Genomic DNA, 15,229 nt, shown 5'->3' with positions numbered 1-15,229 from the left:
AAAATGAAAAATCAATTATTGCTCATTATGAGTTTGAGTCTTTTAATCGGTTGTGCAAAAAAAAGTGAACCTATTGTAATTACGGCAGAAGACTTTCATAAATCTGTTGATAAAGTAGGTCAAATCATGGTGCATGATATTTTTTCTCCACCGGTGGCAAGCAGGGTATTTTCATATCCAAATATTGCTGCCTATGAAATCATGGCCCAAGGAAATCCTAAATACGCTTCTCTTGAAGGGCAATTAACAGCGCTAACGCGCGTGCCTTCTCCTGAAACGACCGAAGGATTAAACTACCAACTCGCTGCTTTGATTGCCCATATGGATCTAAACAAAAAACTAATCTTCTCTGAAGACGAAATGCAGATCTATATAGACAGCCTTTATGGGGTCTGGGAGGATAAAAATGCTGAGGAGTTTAATGTTTCAAAAGCACATGGCTTAAAAGTGGCTGCTCATATCTTTTTATGGATGGATCAAGACAATTACAAACAAACACGTACCATGTCGAAGTTCTCTGTAGACACTGACGACCCATCTCGCTGGCAACCTACGCCTCCATCCTATATGGATGGTTTAGAACCTCATTGGAACAAAATAAGGCCTTTTGTGATAGATTCAGCCGCCCAATTCAAACCTGTACCTCCTCCTGCGTTTAGCATGGAGAAAGATTCTGATTTCTATAAAGAGTTAATCGAGGTATATGATATTAGCAACGAAATCACAGAAAGCGGTGATGAATCTGAAGAGGTTGCCATCGCTCAATTCTGGGACTGCAACCCTTACGTTTCAGTTTCCCGAGGTCACCTAATGTTTGCCACTAAAAAAATTACACCCGGTGCCCACTGGATTGGCATTACTAAAATTGCCTGCAGACAGAGCAATTATGATTTTGATGATACTGTTTATGCCTACACAAAAACTTCTGTAGCAATAGCTGATGCATTTATTAGTTGTTGGGATGAAAAATATCGCAGTAACCTGATCAGGCCTGAAACCTTGATTAATGATTATATTGATGATGCCTGGAAACCTGTATTACAAACGCCTCCTTTTCCTGAATATGTAAGTGGGCATTCAGTAGCTTCTGGAGCAGCAGCAATCGCTTTGACAGATATTTTTGGTGATAATTTTGAATTTGCCGATGATACCGAATTGGCATACGGTTTACCTGTTCGAAACTTCAAATCCTTTAATCAAGCGGCAAATGAGGCGGCCATAAGCAGGATGTACGGAGGGATTCATTATCGTGCAGCAGTTGAAATAGGTCTTAAGCAAGGGAGAGGCATTGGTGATTTCGTAATTGAAAAATTGAATATGATTAATTAAATAAAATTATGTTGAAAAAAATTATCTTATTCCTTTGTGTGGTTTTATCCGGGTTCTTGGTTTGGTCCTTATTTCTCAAACCTTATGACTATTTGGTTACCTTCAAAGTAAATACTATTCCCGGAGTAGTAAATCAAAGTCTTAAATTGTGGAATAGCTCAATTGAAGGAGCCAAAATTGAGGCTTCAGAGGATCTCTTTGACCTTAAACAAATTGTTTCCTATAATGACTCAACATTTCAGTACCATTATCATATTGAGCCCATTAACGATTCGACATCACTTGTTAATGTTTATGTTACTGATATGGAACATAGTTTCCAGAACAGGCTAACACATCCATTCAGTCATACAGATTTTGAAAAAAGGGTTAAGAATAGTATGGTTGACTTCTCTGACAAATTAAAAGAACATATTTCCAGATTCAAAGTGAAAATTGAAGGTGAATCTGAAATAAAAGAAGTTTTTTGCGCTTTTGTTAGCATAGAAAGTAAGCAGATAGAAAAAGCGATGGGCATGATGCAAAACTATAACTTATTAAGTAGCACTTTAATTGCTAATAAAATAGAATTGAACGGAAGACCATTTATTTCGGTAAATAATTGGGATATGAAAAATGATCGTATACAATACGATTTTTGCTACCCAATAAAAAACAATGACTCCTTGTTTCAACATCCAATGATATCGTTTAAAAAAATAAATAGAAAAAAAGCTTTGAAAGCCATTTACAACGGAAACTATATTACGTCTGACCGCGCCTGGTATGCTTTACTTAACTATGCTGAGAAAAACAATATTGCAGTGGAGAAAAAACCTTTTGAAGTATTTCATAACAATCCAAATATGGGAGGAGATGAATTGCAATGGATTACAGAGATCTACATGCCTATTGCCAACTAATATTTGCTCTTTTTAAGGTAGTATTTGAAAACAAAAAAACCTCTGTAAATACAGAGGTTTTTTTAATTGTAAACAGAACCTAATTTAAAGCTCTTTGATTTTTATATTTCTAAACCATACATCGTCACCATGATCTTGTAATCCGATATATCCTTTACTAGCAACATCAGCCCAATCTTTGTTTAATCCTGGGAATTTACTGCCAGCTACCATTTCATTCCATTCAGGTGTCCATAAGTGGTACTCTACTACGTTAACTCCGTTTTGCTTGTGTACTACAGTTCCTTTATAAACAGTGATTTCTATTTGATTCCACTCTCCTACAGGCTTCGCATTCTGAGGTTTTGCGGCAATCAAGTCATATAAGGATCCTGCTTGACGGTTACCATCAGTTCCTAATTTCGCATCAGGATGCTTCTCATTATCTAAGATTTGCATTTCAGGTGCCGTTTTCCAGATAAAATCTAATTCTTCTTCTCCAAGATAAAAAATTCCAGAGTTACCTCCTTCAGATATCTTCCATTCAAGGCTAAGTGTAAAATTCTGATATTGCTTATCAAAAATGATATCTCCACCTTCTTTGTCCCCAGCTTCACCTCTGCCTGAACCAATCATATGTATTGTACCGTCTACAACCTGCCAAGCCGAAGGGAAGTGATCGTTTTTATAACCTCTCCAACCTTCTGAAGTTGTACCATTAAAAAGTGATACCCATCCGTCGCTTTTCTCAGCTTCAGTTAATGTGTTTGGTGCAGCTTCCTCTGCCACTTCTACTACCTCCTCTGCGGCCTCAGCAGCAGGAGCTTCTTTCTTTGCCCCATTACCGCAACTTATCATAAATGAGGTTGTAGCGATACCAAGTGCAAGTACAAAAATTCTTTTTTTCATTCTATTAAATTTATAAGTATTTGAAATTCAGTTATTTATTAAAATTTTAGTAGAATCAAACAAAACCTTAGAAAATAATATTAATTCTCTAAGGTTCTATTCTAATTCAGATTTTAGCCAATACTATTTAGGCATAGGTGGTAATTCCCAACCATCTCTATACGTGTGCTTTATAAGTTCCTCAGAATAAGCTAATGCATTCATTGGTTCTGTATAATCTTTATTAAATGTTGGATGTCCATCGTGAATTTCAAATCCATCTTTAACGATATTTCTGATTTCCTCTGTATCTCCGATATTGGTAAATTTCATATTTTCACCATCCCATTCAAGAGTCTTATTCAAATCTTGAAGACGAACAGCCAATACACCCATTACTACCATTTCATTAAATGGTCCTGCTTCTGCAAAATCAGATGTACAAGGAGTTCTGTTTTCAGGGCTCTCTTTACAAGCTCTTACCCAATCCATTTCATGTGCTCCTCCGCCCCATGCAAGGCCCATCTCATCTTCAACTCTTCTTTCAGTTTTAGGTGCATTTACTTTCTTACCAGATAATAATTCTGGTTCTAAACCATAACAACCAGTATGTAAGATATCTTTAGTTCCGTAGAAGAATGTACCTCCTCCATTTTTGTTAGGATTCTTACCTGCAGGCCAGTTACCTGGTAATTCTGGTTTAATTCCACCATCATACCAATGAACATCAACTTCTGGTAAATTTATACTTCCAACTTTACCTCTCTCAGGAAAAGTTAGTTTAGCAGATTGCGCAACAGGAGCTGAATCATTTAATAACAATGATGAACTTGCCTGTGCCTTAGTTGGATACCCTAATTTTAAACCTTCATATACAGGGTGAAGAATATGACATGCCATATCACCTAATGCACCTGTTCCATAATCCCACCAGCCTCTCCAGTTCCATGGGTGATACACCTCATTGAATGGACGCATTTTAGCAGGACCTGTAAACAACTCCCAATTTAAAGTATCAGGAATTGGATCAACCGTTTCTGGTGTATTCAATCCTTGAGGCCAAATCGGACGATCTGTAAAAGATTCTACCTTAACCACATCTCCTAGAGCACCACTCCAAAGTATTTCACAAGTTTCAGCAACACCGGCACCAGAAGCACCCTGGTTACCCATTTGCGTAGCTACTTTATGTTCTGCAGCCAATTTTGTTAATAATCTAGATTCATAAACCGAATGAGTAAGGGGTTTTTGTAAGTAAACATGTTTACCCATTGTCATGGCATGTGCAGCAGTAATGGCATGAGTATGATCAGCTGTTGCAATCACAACCGCATCAAAATCATTCTCCATTTCTTCATACATTTTACGCCAATCCCAATATTGTTTGGCTTTTGGAAATTCATCAAAACATCCTTTGGCATACTTCCAATCCACATCACATAAACCAACTATGTTTTGTGATTTTAGATTCTTAAGGTTTCTAAGACCCATTCCACCTACACCTACTCCGACAATATTCAATTTATCACTAGGTGCAACATGTCCTAATCCGCTTACTGCGAAAGAAGGCACAATGGAAAAACCAGCACTGGCCACCAAGGTTTTGTTTACAAAATTCCTCCTGGAAATTGTATTCTTTTTTTCATTCTTACTCATATTATAAAACTTATTTAATTAGAAAAAATCGGTGATTTATATTTGTTTAAACATTTAATGCTATTCAATAAAATTATAAAAATGCCATCTATGACATCATAAAAAAAACGACATTTATGCTGTTTTAAGGCATTGTATTTACCGAATACTGAGGGAATTATGCGGAAAAAAGTAAATATACTAACAAATCCTCAAATTTCTTTCAATTTATATATAAAAATAGCCCTCAAACTATGCCTTCAATAATTTTTGAAAAATGACATTTTCAAGTCACTCCTCAATCCAACTCTTTGATTTTTATATTTCTAAACCAAACCCCATGAGCGTGGTCCTGCAATCCAATATGTCCTTCTTGTGTTATTCCAAAACCTTCCCAATCCTTGAATTTCGAGTCAGCTACTAAGGTATTCCATGCTTCTCCATTAACCGGAAAATTAGCAACCTCCTTGTCATTTAAAACCACCAAACCGATATTTTCATTATGATCAATTTTAATTAAAAATTGATTCCACTCACCAGCCTTATGTGCCACATCCGTTTCAACACCAACTATTCCGAATATGGCTCCAGACATTTGTTGTTTGTCGGTAAAATCAGGTATGTTGGTATAATCTCTTATTTGAATCTCAGGAGCCGTCATATAAGGAACTACATATTTTTCATCTTCCAATACTCCGTAAAAAACACCACTGTTACCATCAACAGAAATCTTCCACTCCAATGAAAGCTCATAATTTTTATATTTTTTATCTGTAACCAAATTATTCATGCCCTGAGCCTTATCCGGATCTGGCATATAAAACATAACCCCATCTTCAATCTTCCATTGATCTGAAATTGTATCCCTCAAGTAAGTGTGCCAACCATCAAAACTTTCTCCATCAAATAAATAAGTCCAATCTTCATCTGATTTCAAGTCAACTACAGTTTCCTTATCTATTTTTTTTCCTTCATTTTTACAAGAAACTAAAAGGCTTACAAAAACAAAAGCAATCAATAAATGTTTCATATTGGTTCAATTAATTTATCACTATTTAGTCAATTGACTTCCAAACATTGCCATCAGCATTTGAAGCAATGGTTTGTTCTATAAAATTCATACCTCTAATGCCATCCATAATTGTAGGAAACTCACCGCTATCATAAGGTTCACCTTTAATTGCACGTGCTACTCCTTTATAAATATTACCCATAGCATCAAAAATTCCTTCAGGATGTCCTGGAGGTAATTTTGTTCCATCTAAGGATAGTTCACTATTATAACCATTCCCCGGTTTAAGCACTTTTATGGCTTGTCCTTCTTCCATCATATAAAGATAATTGGGGTTTTCCTGCTCCCATTTTAAACCCGCTTTTTCACCATAAATTTTGACAATAATACTGTTCTCCTCTCCTGTGGCAATCTGACTTGCTCTTATAACACCTTTTGCTCCATTCGAACAATGAATCAAAACAGTTCCGTCAATATCCATAACATTATCTGCATACAAATAATTAAGATCTGACAATACTTTAGATACTTGCAGGCCCGTAACAAATTCAATCATACCAAAAGCGTGTGTACCAATATCACCAATACAACAACTAATCCCAGACTTATCCGGCTGCAACCTCCAAGTCGAAGCTCGTTTTTCAGGATCGTGAATAATAGAATTGATCCAGCCTTGATAATATTGCACATCAACTTTTTGAATTTTTCCCAATGCGTCACTTTCAACAAGTTTCCTCATCTGCCTTACCATAGGATACCCCGTATAAGTATAGGTAACCGCAAAAACAGTCTTTGTCAATTCTTGGATTTCTTTTAAAATCAAGGCCTCTTCATATGAAGTAGTCAATGGTTTTTCACAGATGATATGAAAACCGTTCTCCAGTAATTTTTTAGCCATTGGAAAATGCAAAAAATTAGGCGTCAAAATAGACACAACTTGCATTCTTTCATTTTCCGGAAGTTTAACCTCCTCAGAGATAAGCGTTTCAAAATCTTTATAAATTCGCGAAACGGGCAATCCAATCTGTTCAGCAAAACCAATATTTTTTTCCCAAACTGGGTTAAAAACACCTCCAACAATTTCATATTGATCGAACATATTTGAAGCTACGCGATGCAATACTCCAATAAGGGAGTCACCGCCACCACCTAAAATACCTAACTTGATTTTTGCACCCATTTACTTCTATAGTTTTGTGTTAGTTTAAAGCTGCTACAGATTTTAATATCAATTCTTTTGTAGCGTTAATTCCGTCAACTTCTGACAAATTATCACCCTCATACTCAACGCCAATAAAACCAGTATAACCAGCATCTTTTACAATCTGCATCATTTTAGTGTAGTCAATTTTAGGTTGGTTTCCATTTTCATCAAAATCATATGTTTTTGCGCTTACCGCTTTGGCGTATGGCATTAATTCTTTTACTCCTTTATATATATCATAAGGATCCTCACATTCAACACTATTGATAGATCCGTAACCTTCAGTCATACAAAAATTACCAAAATCTGGTAGTGTTCCACAGTTTGGCATGTTCACTTTTGCCATGACGTCCGACAGCCATTGACCATTTGAAGTATATCCTCCGTGATTTTCAACAATCACATTAATTCCTTTTGTTGCTGCGTAAGTAGATAATTCTGTAAGTCCTTTTACAGCTGCCTCTGCAACTTCTTCATATGTTCCAACTCCGTGTGCATTAACTCTTATAGAATGACAGCCTAAAAATTGCGCTGCATCAACCCACTTTTTATGGTTTTCGATTGTTTGCGCTCGTTCTTTATCATCAAGGTTAGCCAAATCACCTTCCCTGTCAACCATGATCAATACATTAGTCACTTTATATGTTTCACTTTTTTCTTTTAAAACCTTTAACAAATTCGCCATAGCCACCTCAGGATCCTCATCTTTCTCTAATTCTTTCGTGTACAATTGACTAACATACTCGATACCCTCAAATCCTAATTCACTTGCTTTTTGAGCGAAATCTAATGGACTTTGTCCTCCTTCTCGTACTGCTTTATTTAGAGACCATTGCGCCAGAGATAATTTAAAAAATGGAGCTTTTTCTTCCTTTACTTCTTCTTTAGGGGAGTCATTTACTTCCTCTTTCTGCTTGTTACCGCAGCTTAAAAGTATAAGCATCATTACAGTTACTAAAAGATGAGACCATTTGAACAAATTATTCGCTTTTTTCATTATTAACTTAATTTAAGTGATTTATGCTCGTGAAATTAAGGGATAAAAAACGGACAACTGTGTATTTTTAATCAGTGAAAGAAATTATACAATACAAACCTTATTCTATGTATAATTGACATGAATCGAGGTATTTATGGTAATATCATCCCGAGGTGATCGGAGGTGAGGTGATCACCTCCGATCACCTCACCTCCGATCACCTGAGCTTTACAAACTCACCTTAAACTCGAGTGGCGTACATTTTTCCTGTCTTTTAAATACTGTAGAGAAATATTGACTTGTGGCAAAACCGCAGCTATATGCTACTTCAGCCACACTTAACTCAGGGTTTTTAAGCAAAATTGTTTTAGCCTTTTCAATTCGCTTCATGGCCAAATACCTCATTGGAGTTGTATTGGTCAATTGACGACAGTGATAGGTAAATCTTGTCAGGCCAACTCCGGCTGAATCAGCCATTCTCTCTATAGTCCAATTTTCAGATAAATTTTTATCTAACTCGTTTAAAAACAACTGGACACTTCTAGAACTATCTGTAAGTGCTTCATTCAACACTACTTCTTTTGAATCTGCCAATTCTAATAATAAGATTAGCATTTCATTCACTAATAGCCTGATTTTCGAAGCACTACTGCCTTCAACATCATTATCTACTGCTATGCCCATCTTGTGAAAGCATTCTCTCATTTTGGAGTTAGACTGCCATAACCATTGATCGTCTAACCTCAATATTTTGGTCAGGCGCTTTAAATCCTTTTCTGTCATCATGATCCAGTCTGGCCATACCCATTCCTGATGTGGTCTTCTTATTCCTAAGTCAATAATAACCCAGTAAAACTTTCCCATCCCTATTTCAGGACTTCCAACCTTATGTGCTTCCCAAGGTCTTGTAATAGTAAGGTGATTTGGTCTTAATTCTGTTTTTTCAGTTTCCTGAGCATAAGGCATTGAACCAGATTCTAGAAAATGAAACTCAATTCCCTCATTTCTATGCCAGTTCAAACCCCAATCCTGAGGCTCCATAGCATCCCAATAGCCAATAGAATTTAATCCTAACGTATCATCAGTAAGTCTGTCTCCGGGGTAAGTATAACGAGCCAAAGCTTTAAATTTCAGCTTCTCGCGTGAAATCGCATCAACCAAAGGCAGACAGGTGTCTGCATGATAAACAATCCCCTCTGCTCTGTAAGGCTCTATCTCTTGTACACTGTCTTTCACTGAAGTATTTTGAACATTATTAAAAAACAAAGTAATTAATTTGGTTTTGATTTAGCAAAAATATGAGCAACTATTCAATTAATCATTGTTAATATAAAGTTTAAAACTTTACTAAATCGTTGTCATAGCGCTGATTCTCCTGCTTAACTTCGGCTTTAGTGTTATGTATAGATGAATTTTATGAAAATTATACCGCTTTCAATTATTATCATCTTTTTATCAATATCATTGATAAACTGCAAAAAAGAACAGGTTTCTTCTGATCAAAAAAAATGGGTCTCTTTATTTAATGGTGTCGATTTAGACAACTGGAATGTTAAAATAAAAGGACATCCTTTAGGCGTGAATTATAAAAATACATTTACTGTTCGTGATAGTGTTATAAAGGTTGATTATTCCGAGTATGAAACTTTTGACAATTCATTCGGGCATTTATTTTACGAAACGCCTTTTGCAAATTACAGATTAAAACTAGCGTATCGGTTTTTAGGAGAGCAAGTAAAAGGTGGAGAAGATTGGGCTACACGTAATAGTGGTGTTATGATTCATTGCCAAGATCCAGAGACCATGGAATTAGATCAAAACTTCCCGGTATGTGTTGAAGTGCAACTATTAGGCGGATTGGAGCAAGACGTGCCCAGAAGCACTGCCAACCTTTGCACTCCCGGAAGCCATGTACACATGAATAATGAACTCGTTACAACTCATTGTATTGATTCAAATTCGAAGACTTTTTATGGTGATGAGTGGGTCAATTTGGAAATTGAAGTTAGAAATGATTCATTGATCTCTCATTATATAAATGGTGAAAAAGTATTGGAATATGATCATCCAATTATAGGCGGTGAATATAACTCATTAACAGAGCTGGAAGGAAAAGAATTAAAACAGGGTTACATTTCGCTGCAAAGCGAGAGCCATCCTGTAGAATTTAAGAATATAATGGTATTACAATTGGACTGAATTGTATTACAATATTCTTAAGAAAAATTTATATATTGCGGTTAAAATATTAAGGAAAAATTAACGTTTCGGTTCAGATATCATGTTTGTTGTTAAATAAATGTTATCTGTGGGACGTATTAAGTTATTTGTATATTATTTTTTAGAAACATAATTTAAACTTCTATCATTATGCATTAAAATATTTTTTGGTGGTTTTTTCAAAAAAAACCGCACGCTTACAATCAATTTATTAATTAATAATTATTTATTATGGGAAAACAATTATTTAAAAGTTTAATCATTCTGGCGATCTTCTTGACCAGCAGCTTTACAATGGCTCAAAAGACGATCACAGGAACAGTATCAGACGCTGATGGGCCGCTGCCTGGAGCCGCTGTTGTTGTTCAGGGCACCGATGCCGGTGTTACTACTGATTTCGATGGTAATTATGCTATCGAAGCCAATGAAGGTGACGTTTTAGAATTTACGTTCATTGGAATGACAACTGGAACTGCTACTGTTGGTAGTGATTCAGTAATCAACATTACACTTGAAGGTGGTGAAAACCAATTGGAAGAAGTTGTAGTGGTTGGTTATTCAACACAAACTAGAGGTGACATTACAGGTTCAGTTGCTTCTGTAGACATGGATGAAGCTTTGAAAGCTCCTGTTGTTAACGCAGCTGAAGCACTTCAAGGAAGGGTTACTGGTGTAACAGTGATTCAAAACAATCAGCCAGGATCTACACCAAAAATCAACATTCGTGGATTTGGTACAGCCAACAACACGGATCCGTTGTTTATTATTGACGGTGTTCAAACGGATGATGCTCAAGCATTAAACAACATCAATCCATCTGATATTGATCAGATGAACGTGTTGAAAGATGGTGCAGCAGCTATTTATGGAGCTAGAGCGGCAAACGGGGTTGTAATTATTACAACAAAAAGTGGATCTTACAATCAAAATAAAGCTACTTTTTCTTTTGATGCCTATACTGGTTTTTCAGAAATCGCTAATGCCCCAAGTTTATTGAATCCTACACAACATGCTGAAGTGTTGCGTCAGTCTCAAGTTAATGATGGTGCAGATTTGTCTCATGGTCAGTATGACCCTACTGGATCAGGTACTTGGACCGTACCAACTTCTATTGTTGGATACACAAGAGTTTCGTCTTATGACCCTATCGAATATTACCCAAGTGGTGTTAAGTCAGCAGCTGTAAACCCTGGAGGTACAGATTGGATTGGAGCTTTGACAGATACTGCTCCTACTTCTAATGTTTCTTTTTCATTATCAAATGGTAATGAATCAGGTAAGTATTTTATGTCTGTAGGTTATTTAAATCGTGATGGTATCATTAATGAGACAGGTTTCGAAAGAATCAGTACCAAATTAAACTCTGAGTTTAAAATTGGTGAAAAACTGAGAATTGGTGAGCACGTTAACATTTCTTACTCTAATACAAGAAGTGGTAATGCCGAAGCGATGCAAATGGCGCAAAGAATTACTCCTTTATTGCCTGTTTATGATGATGAAGGTCTTTTTGCTGGTGTAGCTGGTCCTAGTTTATCAAATTCTAGAAACCCTGTAGCACAGAATTACAGAACTCGTGATGATTACTCTAAGCGATACGCTGTTTTCGGTGATGCTTATTTATCATGGGATATTCTTGAGTCATTGACGTTTAAAACTACTTTAGCTTTTGGTTTTAATACTTTTGACGGAAGATACTTTACTGCTTTAGATCCTGAACATGGAGAGCCTATTTCAAATAACACTTTGAATGAACAAGATCAGACGAATTATAACTGGGGTTGGACAAATACCTTAAACTGGAATAAATCTTTCGGTGATCATAAAATAAATGCACTTATAGGTGTTGAAGCATTAAAGTATTCAGGTAAAGGAAAAGGTATAAGTCGTACAGGTTATTTATTTGAAGATCCTGATTTCTATTTACTTTCAACCGGTACTGGAACTCCTAATGTTGATTATGCATATGACGGGTTCAATTCATTATATTCTTTATTTGCCACTGCAAATTACGACTATAAAGGTAAATATTTCTTTTCTGCTACTGTAAGACAGGATGAATCTTCAAGATTCTTAGGAGATAATAAAACTGATATTTTCCCTTCTTTTAGTGGTGGTTGGGTAATGAGTAATGAAGATTTCTTCAATAACACAGGTGTTGTTAACAGATTGAAATTAAAAGCTTCTTGGGGGCAGTTGGGTAACCAGACTTTACCTGCTGACAATCCAACAATTAACATTTCAACTTTAAGTGACCAGTTTGCAAATTACGCATTGAATGGTAGCAGCATTTTTACGGGAGCTAATTTGTCTCAAGTTGGTAACCCAGATTTGAAATGGGAAACAAGTGTTACATCAAATATTGGTATTGAACTAGATATGTTCTCAAGCAAACTTAATGTAGGCTTTGAAGTTTATCAAATTAAAACTGAAGATTTGATTACACGTGATTTCGGTCTAATTAGTACTACTGCGATTGATGCAGGTGCTCCGTTAGTGAATTTAGGTGATATGAAGAATACAGGTTTTGACTTAAGTATTGGTTATTCAAACACTTGGGATTCAGGATTTTTCTTTGGTGTAAACGGAAACTTCTCTATGTACAAAAATGAAGTTACTGCTTTAATTGGAGATACTCCAGTTGGAGGAACTACTGCTGATCTTAGAGGGCAACAACCAACAAGAACTGAAGTTGGTGATGAAATCTCTTTCTTCTATGGTAGAAACGTTATTGGTTTTACGGATGAAGGTAGATTTGAATATGAAGATGTTGATGGTTCTGGTGTAATTGATGATGGTGACCGTACAAAAATTGGTTCTCCGCATCCTGATTTCACGTATGGTATTAATTTACAGGCTGCATATAAAAATTTCGATTTATCGGCATTCTTTACTGGTTCTGAAGGAAATGACATATATAACTTTAACAAGTATTATACTGATTTCCCTGCTTTCGTAAATGGTAACAGAAGTACAAGAGTATTAAATGCTTGGACTCCTGAAAACCAAGATACCAATGTACCTGCACTTTCAACTAGTATTACAAATAATGAAGGAGATCCTAACTCCTATTACGTAGAAGATGGATCATTCTTTAGACTTAAAAACTTACAAATTGGTTATAAATTACCACAAACCCTAATGGATAAGTGGAATATGACTTCAATGCGTTTTTATCTTCAGGGAACTAATTTATTTACAATAACTGATTATGAAGGTTTTGATCCTGAAATTGTTGCTTATGACAATTTAAGTTTAGGAATAGATGGTAGAATTTACCCAGCTTCAAAGGTATATACCTTGGGTGTTAATGTTAAATTTTAATTACAATGAAAAAATATATAATTTATTTTACCTTGCTAGTAGGAATATTAGCATGTAGTGATGAGTTCACTGAAGGTGTCGCAATTGGAGCCCTTAGTGATGCAGCTCTTCAAAATGAAACTGGTGTCGACTTGATGCTGACTGGTGCATACTCTGCACTTGATGGTCAAAGAAACAATAATTTTGGTGAAGGATGGGCCCAATCTGGTGACAACTGGATTATGGACGTTTTAGCCGATGATGCCCACAAGGGAAGTACTGATGGTGATCAAGGCGAGCTCTATAATATAGAGACAATGACTTGGGGTACTGGTAGTTCTTATTTTCTTGGAAAATGGGCTGTTGTTTTTGCTGGAATTAACAGGGCTAACGCTGTTATTTCTTTAATAGCAGGAATTGAAGGAGGTAACTTCAATGCTCAATTGGCAGAAGCTAGATTCTTAAGAGGTCATTTTAATTTTGAATTACAAAAAATGTGGGGGAATGTTCCTTATATTTCTGATCAAAATTACACTGACACAGAATTTAACCAACCTAATCCTGGTCCAATTTGGGCTGAAATAGAAGCAGATTTTTTGTTCGCAATGGATAATCTTCCATCTGAACAAGGTCTTGTTGGAAAACCAACTTCTTGGGTTGCAAGAGCTTTCTTAGGAAAAGCACAATTATATCAAGGTAAGTTTGCTGATGCTGAACTTATGCTAGGAAGCGTTGTAAATAACGGGCCTTATAGTCTTCTTGACAATTATAATGATAACTTCACATTAATTGGTGACAACAGTATTGAGTCAATGTTCTCAATCCAGTTTACAAAAGATGATGGACAATCTTATAATGCCAACACGCAAGGTGCATTAAACTTTCCAAATCCAGGTCCTTTTGGATCATGTTGTGGTTTTTATCAACCAACACAAGATTTGTTAAATGCTTTCCAAACGGATGATGCTGGTTTACCATTGCTTGACACTTGGAATCAGACTGATGTGAATAGTGACTTTGCTATTGATTCAGATCAGCCTTTCACTCCTTTTGCAGGAAAATTAGACCCAAGAGCTGATTATACTGTAGGAAGAAGAGGAATTGATTATAACGGTTATGGAGTGAATCCTGGTAACGATTGGATTCGTGCAGAGTATTCTGATATCTCTGGATCTTATCTTCCAAAGAAAAATGTATATCAAAGTGGAGAAGAAGGAGCTAACCAAGGTACTGGTGGCTGGGGTCAACAATTGTCAGGTGTAAATTACCACATTATGAGATTTGCTGATGTTATGCTTATGTACGCTGAAGCGCTTGTTGAAAATGGTAAAACAGCTGAAGCACTTACTATAGTTAATCAAATTAGATCTCGTGCTAAAGCCTCTAACTATGTTCAGGCACCTGGAGGTGGAGACGCTGCCAATTATTCTATTGAATTATATACAAGCTTCCCAAGTCAGGATTATGCTAGAAAGGCTGTTCGTTTTGAGCGTCGTCTAGAATTAGGCATGGAAGGTCACCGTTTATTTGACCTTAGAAGATGGGGTGTTGCTGAAGAAGTTATGAACGAATATTTTGTAAATGAAGGACGTACTATTATTCCTTTTGCGACAGAAGCAGGAACATGGACAAGTGCAAATCAAAACTTTCCAATTCCTATTAATGCTATTGACCAAAGTGGTGGCATTTTAACACAGAATCCAGGATACTAATCTAATAAAGATTTTTATTTTTTTTAAAAAACAGAGCATTGTTATGATGCTCTGTTTTTGTATTTTTAA

The 15,229-nt window shown here is 36.1% G+C and carries 11 protein-coding genes; 5 read left to right on the top strand and 6 right to left on the bottom strand.

What is annotated here, in order from left to right; translation table 11 throughout:
* Positions 1 to 3 precede the first annotated feature (3 nt).
* Entirely contained in the window at positions 4 to 1,329 is a 1,326-nt protein-coding gene (locus tag QWY87_RS12560) for a vanadium-dependent haloperoxidase (protein ID WP_290291695.1), read from the top strand.
* Between the two features lie 8 nt (positions 1,330 to 1,337).
* Positions 1,338 to 2,231: a GyrI-like domain-containing protein gene (locus QWY87_RS12555; protein ID WP_290291693.1), complete on the top strand. Its 894-nt coding sequence runs from the start codon at positions 1,338 to 1,340 to the stop codon at positions 2,229 to 2,231.
* Positions 2,232 to 2,315: 84 nt separating this feature from the next.
* Here QWY87_RS12555 and QWY87_RS12550 read toward each other — a convergent pair whose 3' ends face one another.
* The 6 genes from QWY87_RS12550 to QWY87_RS12525 form a co-directional block, all read right to left on the bottom strand.
* A complete protein-coding gene (locus QWY87_RS12550; protein WP_290291691.1) occupies positions 2,316 to 3,119 on the bottom strand; it encodes a 3-keto-disaccharide hydrolase in 804 nt (267 codons plus the stop codon).
* A gap of 123 nt (positions 3,120 to 3,242) precedes the next feature.
* Entirely contained in the window at positions 3,243 to 4,754 is a 1,512-nt protein-coding gene (locus QWY87_RS12545; protein WP_290291690.1) for a glycoside 3-dehydrogenase, read from the bottom strand.
* Positions 4,755 to 5,031: 277 nt separating this feature from the next.
* On the bottom strand, positions 5,032 to 5,763 hold the full coding sequence (locus QWY87_RS12540; protein WP_290291687.1) for a 3-keto-disaccharide hydrolase: 732 nt from the start codon (positions 5,761 to 5,763) through the stop codon (positions 5,032 to 5,034).
* Positions 5,764 to 5,788: 25 nt separating this feature from the next.
* Positions 5,789 to 6,925 carry a Gfo/Idh/MocA family protein gene (locus QWY87_RS12535; protein ID WP_290291685.1) on the bottom strand — a complete coding sequence of 379 codons (1,137 nt, stop codon included), beginning with the start codon at positions 6,923 to 6,925 and terminating at the stop codon, positions 5,789 to 5,791.
* Positions 6,926 to 6,944: 19 nt separating this feature from the next.
* Entirely contained in the window at positions 6,945 to 7,946 is a 1,002-nt protein-coding gene (locus QWY87_RS12530; protein ID WP_290291682.1) for a sugar phosphate isomerase/epimerase family protein, read from the bottom strand.
* A gap of 210 nt (positions 7,947 to 8,156) precedes the next feature.
* The gene (locus tag QWY87_RS12525; RefSeq protein ID WP_290291679.1) at positions 8,157 to 9,194 is read right to left on the bottom strand and encodes a helix-turn-helix transcriptional regulator; all 1,038 of its coding nucleotides are present in this window, start codon (positions 9,192 to 9,194) and stop codon (positions 8,157 to 8,159) included.
* Positions 9,195 to 9,344: 150 nt separating this feature from the next.
* Here QWY87_RS12525 and QWY87_RS12520 point away from each other — a divergent pair, with 150 nt between their 5' ends.
* The 3 genes from QWY87_RS12520 (at position 9,345) to QWY87_RS12510 (ending at position 15,160) form a co-directional block, all read left to right on the top strand.
* A complete protein-coding gene (locus tag QWY87_RS12520; RefSeq protein ID WP_290291676.1) occupies positions 9,345 to 10,127 on the top strand; it encodes a 3-keto-disaccharide hydrolase in 783 nt (260 codons plus the stop codon).
* A 252-nt stretch (positions 10,128 to 10,379) separates the two neighbouring features.
* The gene (locus QWY87_RS12515; RefSeq protein ID WP_290291674.1) at positions 10,380 to 13,469 is read left to right on the top strand and encodes a SusC/RagA family TonB-linked outer membrane protein; all 3,090 of its coding nucleotides are present in this window, start codon (positions 10,380 to 10,382) and stop codon (positions 13,467 to 13,469) included.
* A 5-nt stretch (positions 13,470 to 13,474) separates the two neighbouring features.
* The gene (locus tag QWY87_RS12510) at positions 13,475 to 15,160 is read left to right on the top strand and encodes a RagB/SusD family nutrient uptake outer membrane protein (RefSeq protein WP_290291672.1); all 1,686 of its coding nucleotides are present in this window, start codon (positions 13,475 to 13,477) and stop codon (positions 15,158 to 15,160) included.
* Positions 15,161 to 15,229: the final 69 nt, after the last annotated feature.

The organism is Lutimonas halocynthiae (genome assembly GCF_030409835.1).
In the GTDB taxonomy this organism is placed as follows: Bacteria; Bacteroidota; Bacteroidia; order Flavobacteriales; family Flavobacteriaceae; genus Lutimonas; species Lutimonas halocynthiae.
This window is presented reverse-complemented; position numbering and strand designations above follow the sequence as displayed.

Excerpts from the sequence above, each read along its gene's own strand:
- QWY87_RS12560 (WP_290291695.1), top strand. The coding sequence starts at position 4 with ATGAAAAATCAATTATTGCTCATTATGAGTTTGAGTCTTTTAATCGGT.
- QWY87_RS12555 (WP_290291693.1), top strand. The coding sequence starts at position 1,338 with ATGTTGAAAAAAATTATCTTATTCCTTTGTGTGGTTTTATCCGGGTTC.
- QWY87_RS12550 (WP_290291691.1), bottom strand. The coding sequence starts at position 3,119 with ATGAAAAAAAGAATTTTTGTACTTGCACTTGGTATCGCTACAACCTCA.
- QWY87_RS12545 (WP_290291690.1), bottom strand. The coding sequence starts at position 4,754 with ATGAGTAAGAATGAAAAAAAGAATACAATTTCCAGGAGGAATTTTGTA.
- QWY87_RS12540 (WP_290291687.1), bottom strand. The coding sequence starts at position 5,763 with ATGAAACATTTATTGATTGCTTTTGTTTTTGTAAGCCTTTTAGTTTCT.
- QWY87_RS12535 (WP_290291685.1), bottom strand. The coding sequence starts at position 6,925 with ATGGGTGCAAAAATCAAGTTAGGTATTTTAGGTGGTGGCGGTGACTCC.
- QWY87_RS12530 (WP_290291682.1), bottom strand. The coding sequence starts at position 7,946 with ATGAAAAAAGCGAATAATTTGTTCAAATGGTCTCATCTTTTAGTAACT.
- QWY87_RS12520 (WP_290291676.1), top strand. The coding sequence starts at position 9,345 with ATGAAAATTATACCGCTTTCAATTATTATCATCTTTTTATCAATATCA.
- QWY87_RS12515 (WP_290291674.1), top strand. The coding sequence starts at position 10,380 with ATGGGAAAACAATTATTTAAAAGTTTAATCATTCTGGCGATCTTCTTG.
- QWY87_RS12510 (WP_290291672.1), top strand. The coding sequence starts at position 13,475 with ATGAAAAAATATATAATTTATTTTACCTTGCTAGTAGGAATATTAGCA.